Genomic DNA, 16338 nt, shown 5'->3' with positions numbered 1-16338 from the left:
AGTGCGGTGCAGACCGAACCGACCGACGCCGAGCTGGGCCGCACCCTGGCCACCACCGTGCACACGGGTGCGCTGTCGACGCTGGGCCGTGACGGGTTCCCGTTCGGCTCGGTCGTCAGCCACGCCCTCGACGCCACGGGCCGCCCGCTGCTGCTGCTCAGCGACCTCGCCGAGCACACCCGCAACCTGATCACCGACCCGCGGGCGTCGCTGCTGGTGGCCCAGCAGGACCCGGGCGACCCGCTCGCGCTGTCCCGCGTCACCCTCATCGGCCCGGTGGCCCAGCCGCCCGCCGACGAGCGCGCCGCCGCGCTGGCCGCCTACCGCACGGTCCACGAGGGCACGGTCGGCACCGACCACGGGTTCCGGATCTACCGCATGGAGGTGAACGCCGTCCGGTTCGTCGGCGGGTTCGCCCACATGAGCTGGGTGGGCGCCGCCGACCACGCCGCCGCCGAGCCCGATCCGCTGGTCCCCCACGTCGCCCGGATCGTCGAGCACATGAACGACGACCACGCCGACGCGCTGGTCACGTTCTGCCGGGTCGACGGCGGGCGGCCCGACACCGCGGACGCGGAGATGACCGGCTGCGACCGCTACGGGTTCACGGTGCTCGCCGACGGCGCGCCGCTGCGCCTGCCGTTCCCGCGCCGCGTCGACACCCCCGACGAGGTGCGCGCCGCGATGGTGGAGATGGTGCGGGCGGCCCGGGCGACGCCGGCCTGAGTCAGCCCACGTCCCGCGCGTGCGGGCGCAGCGCGTGCGGCTCCGCGTCGGGCTGGTCGATCCCGAAGCTGATGATCCGCGTCGGGTGCAGCCGGATCAGGTCGCCGACCGTCTCCGCCCGGCCCCGGACCTCCGGGCAGCGCACCCGCCACGGGTCGACCGACGCCAGGTCGTCGACGACGAACGCGGCCCGCCCGTTGTCGGCGACGTTGCGGTACTTGCGGCTGTTCGTGTTGTCGAAGCCACCGATGTCGATCGTGCCGAGCTCGGCGTTGTAGGTGAACCCGACCGGGCTGTTCTGCAGCGTCCCGTCCGGCTTCGCGGTGGCGAGCCGCCCGAGGCGCTGGGAGCGCAGGTAGGCGATCTCGAAGTCGTGGAAGCTCATCAGAACCCCAGTTTGCGCAGCTGACGCGGATCGCGCTGCCAGTCCTTGGCGATCTTCACGTGCAGGTCGAGGAACACCTTGGTGCCCAGCAGCGCCTCGATCTGGCGCCGCGAGTCGGTGCCGACCTGACGCAGCCGCGCCCCGCCCTTGCCGATCACGATGCCCTTCTGGCTGGAGCGCTCCACGTAGATGTTGGCGGTGACGTTGAGCATCGGCTCGGCCTTGGGGTGGCGGCCCTCGCGCGGCGCCATCTCCTCGATCACCACGGCGATCGAGTGCGGCAGCTCGTCGCGGACGCCCTCCAGCGCGGCCTCGCGGATCAGCTCCGCGACCAGGATCTCCTCCGGCTCGTCGGTGAGGTCGCCGTCGGGGTAGAGCGGCATGCCCTCGGGCAGCCGCTTGACCAGCAGGTCGGCGACCAGCGAGGTCTGGTACCCGTCGACCGCGGAGCAGGGCACGATCTCGGCGAACTCCATGAGCTTGCTCAGCTCGGTGAGCCGGGCCACCACCTGCTCGGGCTCGGCCAGGTCGGTCTTGGTGACCACGCCGATCACCGGCGTGCGGTTCGCGACCGACCGGAGCTCGTTGACGATGAACTCGTCCCCGCGGCCCACCGGCACGTCGGCCGGCACGCAGAACCCGACGACGTCGACCTCGGCCCACGTCTCGCGGACGACGTCGTTGAGCCGGCTGCCCAGCAGCGTGCGCGGCTTGTGCAGGCCGGGGGTGTCGATGACGATCAGCTGGGCGTCCGGGCGGTGCAGGATGCCGCGGATCGCGTGCCGGGTGGTCTGCGGGCGGCTGGAGGTGATCGCGATCTTCTGGCCGATCAGCGCGTTCGTCAGCGTCGACTTGCCCGCGTTCGGGCGGCCGACGAAGCAGGCGAAGCCGGAGCGGTAGCCGTCCGGGACCGAGGCGAAGCCGGTCATGCCGACACCAGCGGGGCGATGCGCTCGCCGGTGAGGCGCTCCAGGATCTCGCGGCCGATCGGCAGCGCCGCGGTGGCGGCGGGGCTCGGGGCGTTCAGGACGTGCAGGACCGCGCCGGCCCCCGTGCCCTGGTCGACGAACAGGAAGTCGTCGACGAGCGTGCCGTCGGGCTTCACCGCCTGGGCCCGCACCCCGGCGCCCGCGGGCGAGAGGTCGGAGGCCTGCACGTCGGGCAGCATCCGCTGGATCTGCTTCACCATCGCCTTCTTCGACAGCGACCGGTGCATCTCGCCGAAGCCGTAGCGCCAGTGCGTCCGCGCGATCCGCAGCATGCCCGGGTAGGCGATCGTCGACAGGAACTCCCTGGGCTTGACCGTGCCCCAGGAGTACCCCTCGCGGGCCAGGGCCAGCACGGCGTTCGGCCCGGCGTGCACCGAGCCGTCGATGCCGCGGGTGGCGTGTACCCCCAGGAACGGGAACGCCGGGTCCGGCACCGGGTAGACCAGGCCCTCGACCAGCGCGGCGGCCCGCTCGGAGAACCCGGAGTACTCGCCACGGAAGGGGATGATGCGGATGCCGGGGTCGGCGCCGGCGGCCACGGCCAGCTCGTCGCAGCGCAGCCCGCCGCAGACGACGACCTGGGTGCCGAGCAGGTCGCCCTGCTCGGTGCGCACCACGGCGTCGGCCCCGCGGCGCACGATCTGCGTGACCGCGCGACCCAGGTGGACCTGCCCGCCCTCCTTGACGACGAGCTCCCCGAGCTTCTCCGCGATCAGCCGGTAGTCGGTGATGCCCGTGGAGGGCACGTGCAGCGCGGCGATCCCGCGGACGTTCGGCTCGTAGGCCCGCATCCCGGCCCGGTCGAGCTCGGTGACCTCGACGCCGTTGGCCGCGCCCCGGCGCACCAGCTCCGCCATCCGGGGCAGCTCCTCCGGCTCGGTGGCCACGACGAGCTTGCCGCACACCCGGTGCGGCAGGTCGTGCTCCCGGCAGAAGGCGACGGTCTCCGCGCAGCCGGCGACGGCCAGGCGCGCCTTGAGCCCGCCGGGGGCGTAGTACAGCCCGGAGTGGATGACGTTGGAGTTGTGGCCCGTCTGATGGGCGGCCAGCTGCGGCTCCCGCTCCACGACGGCCACCGACCGGCCCGTACGGGCGACGGCGTGCGCGGTGGCGAGACCGACGATCCCACCGCCGACCACGACGACGTCGAAGGTGGGGGTCGGTGTCATGCGGTGGACTCCAGGCTCTGGTGGGTGTCGGTGCTCTCCTCGGCCGGGCGGTCGATCTGCTCGACGAGCACCGTGGTGATCCGGATGCGGCCGCGTGAGTCCTTGCCGCCCTCCGCGTGCAGCCGCAGACCGGCGACCTCGGCGACGGCACCCGGCAGCGGCACCCGCCCCAGCCGCTGCGCGAGCAGGCCGCCGACGGTCTCCACGTCGGCCGCCTCGACGGCCTCGGTCAGCTCGTTGTCGTCGACGTCGATGCCGGGGAACAGGTCGGCGAGGTCGTCGACCGGCAGCCGAGCGGCCAGGCGCAGGCGGCCCCCGTCGAGCGGCTGGACGTCGGGGACCTCCTCGAGGTCGTACTCGTCGGCGATCTCCCCGACGATCTCCTCGAGGATGTCCTCGATGGTGACGACGCCCGCGGTGCCGCCGTACTCGTCGACGACGATCGCCATGTGCTTGCGCTGCGCCTGCATCTCCTTGAGGAGTTCGTCGACGCGCTTGCTGTCGGGCACGAACGCGGGCGGGCGCATGACCGCCGCCAGGGACGTCTCGCCGGCGTGCGAGGCCGCCACGAGGTCCTTGAGGTAGGCCACGCCGACGATGTCGTCGATGGTCTCCCCCAGCACCGGGATGCGCGAGTAGCCGCTCTTGAGGGCCAGCCGCAGGACCTTCTCGACGGGCGTGTCGCGCTCGGTCCACACGACGTCGGGCCGGGGCACCATGACCTCGCGGACGAGCGTGTCGCCCAGCTCGAACACCGAGTGGATCATCTGCCGCTCGTCCTCGTCGACGACGCCGGTGGTGCTGGCCATGTCGACGAGCTCGCGCAGCTCCACCTCGGAGGAGAACGGGCCCTGCCGGAAGCCCTGGCCGGGGGTGATCGCGTTGCCGACCAGGATCAGCAGCGTGGTGAGCGGGCCCAGCAGCCGGGCGAGCGCGCGGATCGGCGCCGCGACCAGCAGTGCGATCCGGTAGGGGTGCTGGCGGCCCAGGGTGCGCGGCCCGACGCCGACGAGCACGTAGGACACCACCAGCATGATCGCCCCGGCGAGCAGCGCGGCGGGCCAGACCGGCGCGGTCTCCTCGAACAACGGGGACTCCACGAGCGCGACGGTGAGCAGCACCGTGGCCGCGGTCTCGGCCGCCAGACGCAGCAGCAGCAGCAGGTTGACGTGGCGCGGCCGGTCGGCCACGACGGCCGCGAGCGCGCGGGCGCCGGGACGCCCCAGCCGCACCAGCGAGTCGACCCGGGCCCGGGAGACCGAGACGAGTGCGGCGTCGGCGGCGGCGAACAGCCCGGCCAGGGGCACCAGCACCACGGCGGCGACGATCAGGCTCCAGTTCACGGTCTCAGCCGTCCTCGAGGCCCGCGGCGCCCAGCACGGCCGAGTCGGTGCGGCGCTGCGCGGCGCGGGCGGCGGCCTCGGCCCGCGACGTGCGCCAGGTGGCCAGCAGGCGGGCCTGCAGGGAGAACATCTCGCGCTCCTCGTCGGGTTCGCCGTGGTCGTAGCCCAGCAGGTGCAGGACGCCGTGCACGGTGAGCAGGTGCAGCTCGTCGGCGAGCGTGTGGCCCGCCGTGCGCGCCTGGGCCTTGGCGAACTCGGGGCACAACACGATGTCGCCGAGCAGTGCGGGCCCGAGGTCGGGGGCGTCGGGGCGGCGGGACTCGTCGAGCAGCTCGTCCATCGGGAACGACATGACGTCGGTGGGGCCGGGCTCCTCCAGCCACCGCTCGTGCAGCTCGCTCATGGCGTCGAGCGTGACCGCGGTGATGGCCAGCTCGACGGCCGGGCTGACCCGCATGGCGTCGAGGGCGAACCGCGCGACCGAGGCGACGAGCGACTCGTCCATCGCGACGCCGGACTCGTTGCTGACCTCGATGGACACGCGGCCCAGGGTATCCGGTGCCCCCGGGTAGCTTCGGCCCGGTGACCCGCGCGCAGAACTGGGCAGGCAACGTCGTCTTCTCCGCCCGTGCCGTGCACCGCCCGCGGTCGGTGCCCGAGGTCCAGGAGCTGGTCGCGGCGTCGGACCGGGTGCGGGCGCTGGGCACCGGGCACTCGTTCTCGCCCGTCGCCGACACCCCCGGCGACCTGGTCGTCCTCTCCGGGCTGCCGGACACCACCACGATCGACGGCGACCTCGTCACCGTCCCCGCCGGGATGCCGTACGCCGGGCTGACGGGCCGGCTGCACGCGGCCGGCCGGGCGCTGCCCAACCTCGGCTCGCTGCCCCACATCTCCGTCGCGGGGGCGTGCGCCACCGGCACCCACGGCTCCGGGGACGGCAACGGCGCGCTGGCCACGCGCGTCCGGTCGGCCGAGCTGGTCCGCGCCGACGGCACCCTCGACGTCGTCGACGACCCCGCCTCGGTGGTGGCCCTGGGCGCGTTGGGGATCGTCACGTCGCTGACCCTGGAGACGGTGCCCGCGTTCGACCTCGCCCAGTGGGTGGTGCTCGACGTCCCCTTCCACGGCTTCGACCTGCTGCCCGAGCTGCTCGCCGGCGCCTACAGCGTCAGCGCGTTCACCTACTGGGACCGGCCGGTGTTCGACCAGGTCTGGCTCAAGCGCCGGGTCGCCGACGCCCCGCCGGAGGACCACTGGATGGGCGGGCGGCCCGCCGACGGCCCCCGGCACATGACCCGCGGCGAACCGACCGGACACTGCACCGACCAGCTCGGGCGGCCCGGCCCCTGGCACGAGCGGCTGCCGCACTTCCGGGCCGGTTTCCGGCCGAGCAGCGGGGCGGAGCTGCAGTCGGAGTACCTCGTGCCGCGCGCCGTGGCCCCCGCGGCGCTGCGGGCGGTGGAGGCCGTGGCCGAGGTCGTCGCGCCGGTGCTGCTGGTCTCGGAGGTCCGCAGCGTCGCCGCCGACGACCTGTGGCTCAGCGCCGCGTACGGCCGCGACTCGGTGGCCGTCCACTTCACCTGGGTGCCCGACGCCGCCGCCGTGGCCCCCGCCGTGGCCGCGGTGGAGGCCGCGCTCGACCCGTTCGACGCCCGCCCGCACTGGGGCAAGGTCTTCACGACCCCGCCCGGGCGCGTCCGCGAGCTCTGGGAGCGCCTGCCGGACTTCGCCGCGCGGGCCCGCGAGGTGGACCCGACCGGCAAGTTCGGCAACCCGATGCTGGAGACCTACCTCGGCTGAGCCGCCTCCCGGGCACAGGTCAGGTCGGCGGGCGGCAGGGTCAGATCCACCAGGTAGCGGGTGGCGGTCTCGTCGGCGCAGGCGTTGGCGCCCTGCAGCACGACGGTGTGGCTGTCGTTGTCCACCGTCAGCAGCCGCGCCGACATCTGCCGGGCGAGCGAGACGCCGTCCTCGTAGGGGGTGGCCGGGTCGCCGGTCGAGGACGCCACCAGCACCGTCGGCAGGCCCGGCGCCTGCACCGGACCGGGCTCGCTGGTGGGCGGGACCGGCCAGAACGAGCAGAGCTCCAGCACGTCCGAGGAGCCGAACCCGGCGTCGAGGAACGGTGCCAGCTCCAGGTTCGTCGCGTTGATCTCGCGCGCGACGGCCCGGTCGGTGAGCCGGTCGCCGTCCATGCAGCTGATCACCGGGAACGCCTCCAGCAGGTTGCCGTAGGAGCCGTCCGGGGCCCGGTCGTAGTAGATGTCGGCGAGGATCAGCAGCGTCGTGCCGTCGCCCCGGGTCACCTCGGTGAGCCCGTCGAGCAGCGGCGGCCACAGCGACTCGGCGTAGAGCGCCTGGATCAGCCCGGTGATCGCGTCGTTGTAGCCGAGGGTGCGCGCGGGGTCCGCCGTCGGCACGGGGGCCTCGATCAGCGGGGTGAGCAGCTCCTGCACCGCCGCCGACGCCGCGGCGACGTCGGTGCCCAGCGGGCAGTCCGCCTGCGTGACGCAGAACGCGGCGAAGTTGTCGAAGGCCCGCTGGAAGCCGCGGGCCTGCGTGGTGCGCGACTCGACCGGCCCCAGCGCCGGGTCGACGGCCCCGTCGAGCACGAGCGCCCGCACGTCGGTGGGGAACTGCTCGGCGAACTCCGCCCCGATCGAGGTGCCGTAGGAGTAGCCGACGTAGGTCAGCTTCTCGTCGCCGACGACCTGGTGGGCGATCCGCAGGTCGCGCGCGACGTCGCGGGTGCCGACGTTCTCCAGCACGTCGAGACCGACGCGCTCCGCGCACCGGTCGGCGAACTCCTGGAACTCCGCCTCGGTCTGCGCCACCCCCTCCGGGGAGGTGTCGAGGTCGAGGTCGACGCGCTCGGCGTCGACCTCCTCGGTGGTGGAGCAGTCGATGGCGGGCTCGCTCACCCCGACCCCGCGCGGGTCGAAGCCGATCAGGTCGAACCTCTGCGCCACCTCCCCGTCGCCGATGACGCCGGCCAGCGACGGCAGGAAGGCGACGCCGGACCCGCCGGGCCCGCCCGGGTCGACGAACAGCGACCCGATCCGCGCGGACGGGTCGAGCGCCTTCTGCCGCAGCATCGCGATCCGCGCGGTGGACGCCCCCGGGTCGCCGTAGTCCAGGGGCACGTCGAGGTACGCGCAGTCGTAGCGCGGGTCGGCGTAGGCGGCGCGGTCGGCGTCGGTGCGGGCGAACTCCGCGCACGGCCCCCACTCGAGCTGCTGGGTGAAGAACGGGTTGAGCCCCGGCACCGACGGCGACACGATCCCCGGCCCGGCCGTCCCCGGGTCCGCGGAGGCCGGCAGCGCCGTGGGGATCATCAGCGCCCCCGCCAGGACGGCGGCGGACACGGCACGGCGGGAGAACGTCACCCGCCCATCCTCGTGCCGGGCGGGCGCGTCACCAACCGAACACGCCACCCCCGATCGGCTGGACTCCTACCGGCGCCGGGCCCGGCGGTCCTGCGGCGGGCCGTTGCGCGGCGCCGCCGAGCGCAGGTCGGGCCGGGCGGTCTCGGCGTCCCAGCGGGAGTAGGCGTCGACGATGTCGGCGACCAGCCGGTGGCGCACCACGTCCTGGCTCGACAGCGGCGAGAAGTGCACGTCGTCGACGCCGTCGAGGATCTCGCGCACCACGTGCAGGCCGGAGCGGGTACCGCCGCCGGGCAGGTCGACCTGCGTGACGTCGCCGGTGACGACGATCTTCGACCCGAAACCCAGGCGCGTCAGGAACATCTTCATCTGCTCGGGCGTGGTGTTCTGCGCCTCGTCGAGGATGATGAACGCGTCGTTGAGCGTGCGGCCGCGCATGTAGGCCAGCGGCGCCACCTCGATCGTGCCCGCGGCCATCAGCTTCGGGATGGACTCCGGGTCGATCATGTCGTGCAGCGCGTCGTAGAGCGGGCGCAGGTACGGGTCGATCTTCTCGAACAGCGTGCCGGGCAGGTACCCCAGCCGCTCCCCCGCCTCGACCGCCGGGCGCGTGAGGATGATCCGGTTGACGGTCTTCGCCTGCAGCGCCTGCACGGCCTTGGCCATCGCGAGGTAGGTCTTGCCCGTGCCGGCGGGGCCGATGCCGAAGACGATCGTGTGCGCGTCGATCGCGTCGACGTAGCGCTTCTGGTTGAGCGTCTTGGGCCGGATGGTCTTGCCGCGCCGGGACAGGATGTCGAGCGAGAGCACCTCGGCGGGCGACTCGTCGAGCGTCTCGGGGCCCGCGTCGAGCATCTCGACGGTGCGGCGCACGGCGTCGGGGGCGACCTGCTGGCCGCGCTCGGCCAGCGTGATCAGCTCGGTGAACACGCGCTCGGCGAACGCGACGTCGGCCGGGGCGCCGGAGAGGGTGAGCTCGTTGCCGCGGACGTGGACGTCGGCCTCCAGGAGCTCCTCCGCCGTGCGCAGCGTCTCGTCGCGGCGGCCCAGCAGGGCGAGCAGCGCGGCGTCCGGGACGGCCATGCGGGACTGGACGGGCTGGACCTGATCCGACTGTGCTTGATCCGACTGTGCCTGATCCCGCTGGGGATGGGTCAAGGGGTACGCCGCCTGCTCTCCACTACCGGTACGGGGACGACCCGATGCTACCGCCAACCCCACCCCCGGCGCCCGGTGATTGCCGGGCGTGAACTCCCGCACGTCCGGGCCCACCGGCCGTCACCCGCCGTTAACCTGGCCTCCGACCCGCTGCGCCCCGCGTGCCTCCGCCGCCTGCTCCGCAGCACCGGCCCCCGGAACGGGCCCGTGACACCCGGAAGGCCCGAGACCCGTGTCCCCAGCGCTCGCCCCCGCACGCACCCCTGCCCGCTTCACCGCCGGGCCGGCGCCGTCCCCGCGCACGCTGCTCGACGTGCTCGCCGCCACCGTCGACCGGCACCCGAACGAGCCGGCCGTCGACGCGGGCGGTGCGGTGCTGACCTACCGCGCCCTGTCCCACCGGGTCGACGCGCTGCGCGGACGGCTCGCCGCGGCCGGGATCGGCACGGGCGACCGCGTGGGCGTCCGGATCTCCTCGGGCACCGCCGAGCTCTACGTCGCGATCCTCGCGGTGCTGGCGGTGGGCGCCGCCTACGTCCCCGTCGACGCCGAGGACCCCGCCGAACGGGCCGACCTGGTGTTCGGCGAGGCCGCGGTGTGCGCGGTGCTCACCGACGACGGCCTGACCCCCGCCGCGCCGCCGAGCGGGCACCCGGGCCGCCCCGGCCCCGGCGACGACGCGTGGGTCATCTTCACCTCCGGCTCCACCGGCACCCCCAAGGGCGTCGCGGTCGGCCACCGCGCCGCCGCCGCGTTCGTCGACGCCGAGGCGCGGCTGTTCCTGCGCGACGAGCCGCTCGGCCCCGGCGACCGCGTGCTGGCCGGGCTGTCGGTGGCCTTCGACGCCTCCTGCGAGGAGATGTGGCTGGCCTGGCGGCACGGCGCCTGTCTGGTGCCCGCGCCCCGCGCGCTGGTGCGCACCGGCGTCGACCTCGGGCCGTGGCTGCGCGCGCAGCGGATCACCGTGGTCTCCACCGTGCCCACCCTGGCCGCGCTGTGGCCGGCCGACGCGCTGGAGGACGTCCGGCTGCTGATCTTCGGGGGCGAGGCGTGCCCGCCCGAGCTGGCCGCGCGCGTCGCCGTGGAGGGGCGCGAGGTGTGGAACACCTACGGCCCCACCGAGGCCACCGTCGTCGCCTGCGCGGCCCCGCTCACCGGCGAGGGCCCGGTCCGGATCGGCCTGCCGCTGGACGGGTGGGAGCTCGCCGTCGTCGACGCCGCGGGCGGGCCGGTGCCGATGGGCGGCACCGGCGAGCTGGTGATCGGCGGCGTCGGGCTGGCCCGCTACCTCGACGCGGCCAGGGACGCCGAGAAGTTCGCCCCCGCCCCGGCACTGGGCTGGGACCGCGCCTACCGCAGCGGCGACGTCGTGCGCGCCGAGCCCGACGGCCTGCTGTTCCTGGGCCGCGCCGACGAGCAGGTCAAGCTGGGCGGGCGGCGCATCGAGCTGGGCGAGGTCGACGCCGCGCTGGCCGCGCTGCCCGGGGTGCGCGGGGCGGCCGCGGCCGTGCGGCGCACCAGGGCGGGCAACCAGGTGCTCGTCGGCTACGTCGCGGCCGACGACCTCGACCACGAGGCCGCGACGGCCCTCCTGCGCGAGCGGCTGCCCGCCGCGCTCGTCCCCCTGCTCGCCGTCGTCGACGACCTGCCGACCCGCACCTCGGGCAAGGTCGACCGCGACGCGCTGCCCTGGCCCCTCACCGGCGGCCGGGCGACCGCGCTGACGCCGACGCAGGCGTGGCTCGCGCAGGGCTGGGAGGAGATCCTGGGCGCCGCGGCGACCGACCCGTCGGCCGACTTCTTCGCACTGGGCGGCGGCAGCCTGACCGCGGCCCAGCTCGTCGCGCTGATCCGGACCCGGCACCCGCAGGTGGCCGTCGACGACCTGTACCGGCACCCGCGGCTGGCCGACCTCGCCGCCCACGTCGACGCGCTGCCCGGCGGCGCGGCCACCGACCGCGCAGTCGCCCCGGTCCCGCGCCGGACCGGGTTCCTGCAGGCGCTGCTCATGGTGCCGGTGCTCGGGCTGGTCGGGCTGCGGTGGACGGCCGTCGCCGCCGCGGTGTCGACCGTGGCCGGGTGGGCGGTGTCGGTTCCCTGGTGGACCCTCGCGCTCGCCTGGCTCGTGCTGTTCAGCCCGCCCGGCCGCATCGCGATCGCCGCGGGCGGGGCCCGCCTGCTGCTGCGCGGCGTCCGCCCGGGCACCCACCCGCGCGGCGGATCGGTGCACCTGCGGATCTGGGCCGCCGAGCGCCTCGCCGAGCTCTCCGGGGCCACCGGCGTCGCCGGGGCGTCCTGGACGCTGCGCCACGCGCGGCTGCTCGGCGCGAAGGTCGGCGCCGACGTGCACCTGCACGCGCCGCCGCCGGTCACCGGGATGCTCAAGCTGGGCCGCGGCGCGTCGGTGGAGCCGGAGGTCGACCTGGCCGGGCACTGGGTCGACGGCGACGTCGTGCACGTCGGGCGCATCCGGATCGGCGCGGGCGCCCGCGTCGGGTCGCGCAGCACCCTGCTGCCCGGCACGCGGATCGGGAAGGGCGCGGAGGTCGTCGCCGGGTCGACGGTGGCGGGCCCCGTCCCGGCCGGCCGGCGCTGGGCGGGCTCCCCCGCCGCGCGCACCGGCCGCTCGCGCCTGGAGTGGCCCGCCGAGCCGGCGCCGCGGTCCCGGTTCTGGACCGGGGTCTACGGCGCCACGTCCGCCGCGCTGGGCCTGCTGCCCGCCGTCGCCGCGCTGCCCGGGCTGGCGCTGCTCGTCGTCACCCGGTCGCTGCTCGCGGTGCCCGCCGCGACGCTGGCCTACCTGCTCACCTACGCCCTGCTCGTGCTGCTCGCGGTGCGGGTGCTGGGCGCCGGCACCACGGCGGGCTACCACCCGGTGCACGGCCGCGTCGGCTGGCGGGTGTGGACCACCGAGCGGCTGATGGGGATGGCCCGCACCGGGCTCTTCCCGCTCTACGCCAGCTCGCTGACCCCCACCTGGCTGCGCGCGCTCGGCGCCACCGTCGGCCGCGACGTCGAGATCTCCACGGTGATCGCCCAGCCGCGGATGACCACCATCGGCGACGGCGCGTTCCTGGCCGACGACACGATGGTCGGGACCTACGAGCTGCGCGGCGGGTGGCTGCACGTCGCACCCAGCCGCATCGGTGAGCGCGCGTTCCTGGGCAACTCCGGGATGACGGCTCCGGGCCGCTCGGTGCCCGACCGCGGGCTGGTCGGGGTGTTGTCCGCGACCCCGCGCAAGGCGAAGAAGGGCTCGTCCTGGCTGGGGCTGCCGCCGATGCCGCTGCAGCGCAGCGCCTCCGACGCCGGCACCGCCCGCACCTTCCACCCGCCGCGGCGGCTGCGCGTCGCCCGGGCGCTCGTCGAGGTGTGCCGGGTGGTGCCGGTGATGGTCTCCGCGACGCTCGCGGTGCTCGTCCTGGGCGCGGTCCTGGCGGTGTGGACGGCTGCCGGGCCGCTGGCCGCCGCGGCGCTGGCGGGGCCGTTCCTGCTGGTCGCGGGGCTGCTCGCGGCCGGGACCGCGACGGCGGCCAAGTGGGTTCTGGTCGGCCGGTTCCGCGCGGTGGAGCACCCGCTGTGGAGCGCGTTCGTGTGGCGCGACGAGCTGGCCGACACCTTCGTCGAGGTGCTCGCCGTGCCGTGGCTGGTCGGCCCGGCCACCGGCACGCCGGTGCTCGGCGCCTGGCTGCGGACGATGGGCGCGCGGATCGGGCGCGGGGCGTGGCTGGAGACCTACTGGCTGCCCGAGTCCGACCTCGTCACGATCGGCCGCGGCGCCACCGTCAACCGTGGGTGTGTCGTGCAGACCCACCTGTTCCACGACAGGATCATGAGCATGTCCCCCGTCCACCTCGACGACGGCGCCACGCTCGGCCCGCACGGCATCGTGCTGCCCGGCGCCGGGATCGGGGCCGGCACGACCGTCGGCCCCGGCTCGCTGGTCACCCGCGGCGACGCGGTGCCCGCCGGCACGCGCTGGCGGGGCAACCCGATCCGGTCCTGGTGACCGACCCCTACCTGCCCGGCCACGGCACGGCGGACCTGCACGTCGAGCACTACGACCTGGAGCTCGACTACCGGGTCGGGTCCAACCGGCTCGGCGGCCGCGCGGTGCTCACCGCCTCCTGCACCGCCCCGCTCGACCGCTTCGCCCTGGACCTGGCCGGGAACCTGGCCGTCCGCCGGGTCGTCGTCGACGGCCGCGCGGCGCGGTTCACCCACCGCGGCGGCAAACTGCGCGTCACCCCGGCCCGGCCCGTGCACGGCGGGTGCGTCATGGAGGTGCGCTACGGCGGCAACCCGCGGCCGGTGCGGGGCCGCTGGGGCGACATCGGCTGGGACGAGCTCACCGACGGCGCGCTGGTCGCGAGCCAGCCCGTGGGGGCGCCGTCCTGGTTCCCGTGCAACGACCTGGTGTCGGACAAGGCGGCCTACCGGATCGCCGTCACCGCGGAGGCGCCCTACACCGTCCGCGCCACCGGTGTGCTGACGGCGCGGAGCCGCTCCGCCGGCACCCGGACCTGGGTGTTCGAGCGACCCGAGCCGACCGCCACCTACCTCGCCGGCGTGCAGATCGGCCGCTACGAGGAGCTGCCCCTCGGCCCTGGCCAGACGGCGTTCGTGCCGCCCCGGCTGCGCCGCGCCGCCACCCGGGACCTCGGCCGGCACGCCGCGATGATGACGGCGCTGACCGGCCTGTTCGGCCCGTACCCGTTCGCCGACCACCAGGTCGTGGTCGCCGACGACGACCTCGACGTGCCGATCGAGGCGCAGGGCATGTCGGTGTTCGGCGCCAACCACGTCGACGGCAGGCGCACCCACGAACGCCTGGTGCTGCACGAGCTCGCGCACCAGTGGTTCGGCAACAGCCTGACCGTCGCCGCCTGGCGCCACATCTGGCTCAACGAGGGCTTCGCGACCTACGCCGAGTGGCTGTGGTCGGAGGTCTCGGGCGGGCGCGACGCCGCGTCGCACGCCCGCGAGTGGCACGCCGCGATCGCCGGCCTGCGCGGCCCGTTCGTGCTCGCCGACCCCGGCCCGGACGACCTGTTCGACCTGCGGGTCTACAAGCGCGGCGCGCTCACCCTGCACGCGCTGCGGCGGCACACCGGCGACGCCGCGTTCTTCGCGCTCGTCCGGGACTGGGCCACCCGGTACCGGCACGGCTCGGTGACCACCGGGCAGTTCACGGCCCTGGCCGCGCAGCACTCCCCCACCGACCCGGCCGAACTGTTCACGGCCTGGCTGCACCGCCCCGCGCTGCCCCCGCTGCCCCGCTGAGACCCCGGCTCAGGCCGCCCGCTCCCGGGCCCGGGCCGGCAGGAGCCAGGTGAGCACGTGGTCGCGGTCGAGCCGTTCGCCACCCCACAGCGGGGTGAGGGTGCGGTCGTCGATCCCGACCGCCGTCCCGGCGGTGACCAGCACGTCCGGCGTGCCCGCGGTGGGGGCGCCCGCCCGTGGGATCGGGACGCCGTCGGGGCGCAGGAACGCGAACCCCCCGCCGGGGACGGGGGCCATGCGGTAGCCGTGGTCGTGCACCAGGGTGTGGTGGTGGCGGCAGACGAGCGCGAGGTTGTCGAGGTCGGTCGGCCCTCCCCGTCGCCACCAGCGGACGTGGTGGGCATCGAGCCGGCGGGTGGCGGTGCAGCCGGGGAAGACGCAGCGCCCCCCGTCGCGCACCCGCAGCGCCCGGAGCTGTCGTGGGCTCGCGGTGCGGTGGGTACGGCCCAGATACAGCGGGTTGCCGGCGCGGTCGGTCAGCAGGGCCTGCACGGTTGCGGTGCAGGTGAGCCGCTCCGCCACCGCCCGCGGCACCACCGGTCCGCCCTCGATCCAGGCGGCGCGACGGTCCGGCGGGTCGTCGGCGGGCGGGTCGTCGGCGCGGACGTGCACCACGAGAGCCGTCGGCCGTTCGACGTGCGCACCCGCGACCAGGTCGAGCAGCGCGTCGAGCCGCCGTGCTGCCCGGGGGTCGGGCACGTCACCGGGGTAGCGCTCGGGATCGGGACGGTGCCCGGGCGGTTCACCTGAACCGCGCCGGCACTGCTCCTCGACCGGCGGGGCGTCCTGTTGCGCGACCAGCGCCTCGATCGCGGCCATCAGCTCCTCACCGCGCTCGGCCGGCACCCGGAGCCGGACGAGCAGCGACCCGTCGGCGGCGCGGGAGGTGTGCAGCGCCCGGCGGGCGTGGGCGGGGCGCGGGTCGACGGCCGCGCGGGTGGCCTGCACCAGGCTCTCCAGCTGCGAGGTGGTGCCGTGCAGCGCCACGGTGAGCAGGCCGTCCTCGGTGGCCGGGGTGGCGATGCGGGTCAGCGCCCGGACCTTGGAGTAGGAGACGCGCCCGGCCGCGAAGGCGGCGGTGGTGGCGGGCAGCGCACGCAGGGCGTGGGCGACGCGCAGGTGGTCGCGCGCGGTGCGCAGGCTCAGCCCGACCCGCCAGTTGAGCCACTGTGCGCACGTGCGCATACCGGGGCCCGCCCAGCCGTCGCGCTCGTCGAACTCGGCGAGCAGCTGCAGGAACCGGCAGGTGCCGGCGGCGAGGTGCCCGGCCATCTCCACCAGCTCGGACTCGACCCGTTCGGTGGTCATCGAGGGGAACATGTGTTCGACCGTAGCGACCCACCCCGACAGCCCGCGGCTCAGCGCAGGAGCCGGTGCACCTCACGGAAGCGGGGGTGGGTCGAGTCGCGCAGCCACTCGAACAGCACCATCTCGCTGCTCACGACCTCGGCCCCGTGCCGGCGCATCCGGTCGATCGCGAGATCGCGGTCGGCGGGGTCGCGCGAGCCGATCGCGTCGGCCACCAGCACGACGCGGTGGCGCCGGGCGAGCAGGCCGAGCACGGTCTGCTGCACGCACACGTGCGCCTCGCACCCCGCGACGACGACCTCGCCGGTTCCCGGCGGCAGCAGGTCGGCGAATCCCGCCTCGGCGACGGCCCCGAACGAGGTCTTGGCCAGCACCCGCTGCGGGAACTCCACCAGCTCCGGCACGGTCGGCCCCAGCCCGGCCGGGTTCTGCTCGGTCGCCCGGACCGCGACGTCGAGCAGCCCGGCCCCCTGCGCGAGCATCCGGGCGCGGGCGACGACGGCGGCGCCGTCGTGGATGACCGGCATCAGCCGCGCCTGGAAGTCCACCAGCAGCAGCGTCGAGTCCTCGCGGGAGAGCAGCATCGGC

At 75.3% G+C, this 16338-nt stretch carries 13 protein-coding genes; 4 read left to right on the top strand and 9 right to left on the bottom strand.

Going from position 1 to position 16338, the window contains the following annotated elements:
- Nucleotides 1-6 precede the first annotated feature (6 nt).
- Entirely contained in the window at nt 7-726 is a 720-nt protein-coding gene (locus tag PHY01_RS08955; protein ID WP_170183723.1) for a HugZ family pyridoxamine 5'-phosphate oxidase, read from the top strand.
- 1 nt (nt 727) lies between these two features.
- Here the strand turns inward: PHY01_RS08955 and PHY01_RS08950 are convergent, their stop codons facing one another.
- The 5 genes from PHY01_RS08950 to ybeY are packed head-to-tail and all read right to left on the bottom strand — an operon-like array spanning nt 728 to nt 5153.
- The gene (locus tag PHY01_RS08950) at nt 728-1111 is read right to left on the bottom strand and encodes a PPOX class F420-dependent oxidoreductase (protein WP_141278084.1); all 384 of its coding nucleotides are present in this window, start codon (nt 1109-1111) and stop codon (nt 728-730) included.
- Nucleotides 1111-2040, bottom strand: a complete 930-nt coding sequence (gene era, locus PHY01_RS08945) for a GTPase Era (RefSeq protein ID WP_141278083.1) — start codon at nt 2038-2040, stop codon at nt 1111-1113. The genes PHY01_RS08950 and era overlap by 1 nt, the downstream gene beginning before the upstream one ends.
- Complete coding sequence (gene lhgD, locus PHY01_RS08940; RefSeq protein ID WP_141278082.1) at nt 2037-3269, bottom strand: L-2-hydroxyglutarate dehydrogenase; 1233 nt, start codon at nt 3267-3269, stop codon at nt 2037-2039. The genes era and lhgD overlap by 4 nt, the downstream gene beginning before the upstream one ends.
- Nucleotides 3266-4612 carry a hemolysin family protein gene (locus PHY01_RS08935; RefSeq protein ID WP_141278081.1) on the bottom strand — a complete coding sequence of 449 codons (1347 nt, stop codon included), beginning with the start codon at nt 4610-4612 and terminating at the stop codon, nt 3266-3268. The genes lhgD and PHY01_RS08935 overlap by 4 nt, the downstream gene beginning before the upstream one ends.
- A gap of 4 nt (nt 4613-4616) precedes the next feature.
- Entirely contained in the window at nt 4617-5153 is a 537-nt protein-coding gene (gene ybeY / locus PHY01_RS08930; RefSeq protein WP_141278080.1) for an rRNA maturation RNase YbeY, read from the bottom strand.
- 41 nt (nt 5154-5194) lie between these two features.
- Here ybeY and PHY01_RS08925 point away from each other — a divergent pair, with 41 nt between their 5' ends.
- Nucleotides 5195-6415 (top strand): D-arabinono-1,4-lactone oxidase, encoded by a 1221-nt coding sequence (locus PHY01_RS08925; protein WP_141278079.1) that lies wholly within the window; start codon nt 5195-5197, stop codon nt 6413-6415.
- On the opposite strand, the gene PHY01_RS08920 is transcribed toward PHY01_RS08925, so the two are convergent.
- Both PHY01_RS08920 and PHY01_RS08915 read right to left on the bottom strand, forming a co-directional pair.
- Complete coding sequence (locus PHY01_RS08920) at nt 6403-8001, bottom strand: alpha/beta hydrolase (protein WP_246085791.1); 1599 nt, start codon at nt 7999-8001, stop codon at nt 6403-6405. The two genes, PHY01_RS08925 and PHY01_RS08920, sit on opposite strands and share 13 nt — an antisense overlap.
- Before the next feature lie 66 nt (nt 8002-8067).
- Nucleotides 8068-9159 (bottom strand): PhoH family protein, encoded by a 1092-nt coding sequence (locus PHY01_RS08915; RefSeq protein ID WP_246085790.1) that lies wholly within the window; start codon nt 9157-9159, stop codon nt 8068-8070.
- Between the two features lie 232 nt (nt 9160-9391).
- Here PHY01_RS08915 and PHY01_RS08910 point away from each other — a divergent pair, with 232 nt between their 5' ends.
- Nucleotides 9392-13168: a Pls/PosA family non-ribosomal peptide synthetase gene (locus tag PHY01_RS08910; protein WP_141278077.1), complete on the top strand. Its 3777-nt coding sequence runs from the start codon at nt 9392-9394 to the stop codon at nt 13166-13168.
- Entirely contained in the window at nt 13162-14442 is a 1281-nt protein-coding gene (locus tag PHY01_RS08905) for a M1 family metallopeptidase (protein WP_218030080.1), read from the top strand. The genes PHY01_RS08910 and PHY01_RS08905 overlap by 7 nt, the downstream gene beginning before the upstream one ends.
- Before the next feature lie 9 nt (nt 14443-14451).
- On the opposite strand, the gene PHY01_RS08900 is transcribed toward PHY01_RS08905, so the two are convergent.
- Together PHY01_RS08900 and PHY01_RS08895 are read right to left on the bottom strand one after the other, a co-directional pair.
- On the bottom strand, nt 14452-15762 hold the full coding sequence (locus PHY01_RS08900; protein WP_141278076.1) for an HNH endonuclease: 1311 nt from the start codon (nt 15760-15762) through the stop codon (nt 14452-14454).
- A 38-nt stretch (nt 15763-15800) separates the two neighbouring features.
- Entirely contained in the window at nt 15801-16334 is a 534-nt protein-coding gene (locus PHY01_RS08895) for an isochorismatase family protein (RefSeq protein ID WP_141278075.1), read from the bottom strand.
- Nucleotides 16335-16338: the final 4 nt, after the last annotated feature.

The sequence above is a fragment of the Pseudonocardia hydrocarbonoxydans genome, assembly GCF_006539565.1.
In the GTDB taxonomy this organism is placed as follows: domain Bacteria; phylum Actinomycetota; class Actinomycetes; order Mycobacteriales; family Pseudonocardiaceae; genus Pseudonocardia; species Pseudonocardia hydrocarbonoxydans.
The sequence above is the reverse complement of the archived record's forward strand: the minus strand, read 5'-3'. Positions and strand labels throughout refer to the sequence as shown.

Bases quoted from the DNA above. Each gene is read 5' to 3' on its own strand.
- PHY01_RS08895 (WP_141278075.1), bottom strand. From the start codon at position 16,334: ATGCTGCTCTCCCGCGAGGACTCGACGCTGCTGCTGGTGGACTTCCAG.
- PHY01_RS08950 (WP_141278084.1), bottom strand. From the start codon at position 1,111: ATGAGCTTCCACGACTTCGAGATCGCCTACCTGCGCTCCCAGCGCCTC.
- lhgD (WP_141278082.1), bottom strand. From the start codon at position 3,269: ATGACACCGACCCCCACCTTCGACGTCGTCGTGGTCGGCGGTGGGATC.
- era (WP_141278083.1), bottom strand. From the start codon at position 2,040: ATGACCGGCTTCGCCTCGGTCCCGGACGGCTACCGCTCCGGCTTCGCC.
- PHY01_RS08900 (WP_141278076.1), bottom strand. From the start codon at position 15,762: ATGTTCCCCTCGATGACCACCGAACGGGTCGAGTCCGAGCTGGTGGAG.